This is a genomic window from Saccharothrix sp. ST-888 (assembly GCF_000955975.1).
GTDB lineage: Bacteria > Actinomycetota > Actinomycetes > Streptomycetales > Streptomycetaceae > Kitasatospora.
Genome location: NZ_JYJF01000342.1, coordinates 1 through 553 on the forward strand (window position 1 = coordinate 1; position 553 = coordinate 553).

A 553-nucleotide genomic window follows, 5' to 3' on the forward strand; every position below is an offset into this window, starting at 1 on the left:
TCGGTGGACGCGTGCTGCCAGGGCCATCGGTCGGGCAGGTGGAGTGTTGGCCGACGGGCTGAACGGGCCAGCCGGGCAGGGACGTTGACCAGGTGGGCCAAGGCCGGTCCCTTGCCGTCCGCGATGACCTGCTCGATCGTGGCGTGCTGCCGGTGCCGCAGCTCGGCCTGGAGCACCTCGAACGGGCTGTCGGTGAACACCGGGTGGTAGCGCCAGGCCGTGAAGAGCTCGCCCTGCCCGGCCGCGACCTCGGTGTTCAAGCGGCGGCCCCGGCGCACATCGCCGCGACCAGCGTCATCACCTTCGTGGCCGGATTGGCCCCGGCACCGCTGCCGGTTCCTTCGATGCGCAGCCTGTCGCCGACCAGGGCGGGCAGGCCGGCGCGCTCGGCCAGGCGGATCAGCGGGACCAGCCCCGCGCCCGCGATCAGATTCGGCTCGTCGAACACGACGGGGACGGCCGAGACAGCGTGAGAGGATTGCACTTACGAGATGCCTTGCCGATTGTGCGTGGTGGAGCCTAGAGAACTCCCATCATCGCAGGTCGCAAGGCA

1 protein-coding gene and 1 pseudogene are annotated in these 553 nt (G+C 70.3%); both read right to left on the reverse strand.

Features of this window, described 5'->3' with window-relative positions; genetic code table 11:
- Window positions 1-260 (reverse strand): annotated as a pseudogene (locus UK12_RS33005) (hypothetical protein); the annotation flags it as partial.
- Window positions 257-448 carry a hypothetical protein gene (locus UK12_RS33010; RefSeq protein WP_045306898.1) on the reverse strand — a complete coding sequence of 64 codons (192 nt, stop codon included), beginning with the start codon at window positions 446-448 and terminating at the stop codon, window positions 257-259. The gene UK12_RS33010 and the pseudogene UK12_RS33005, both read right to left, overlap by 4 nt.
- Between the last annotated feature and the right edge of the window lie 105 nt (window positions 449-553).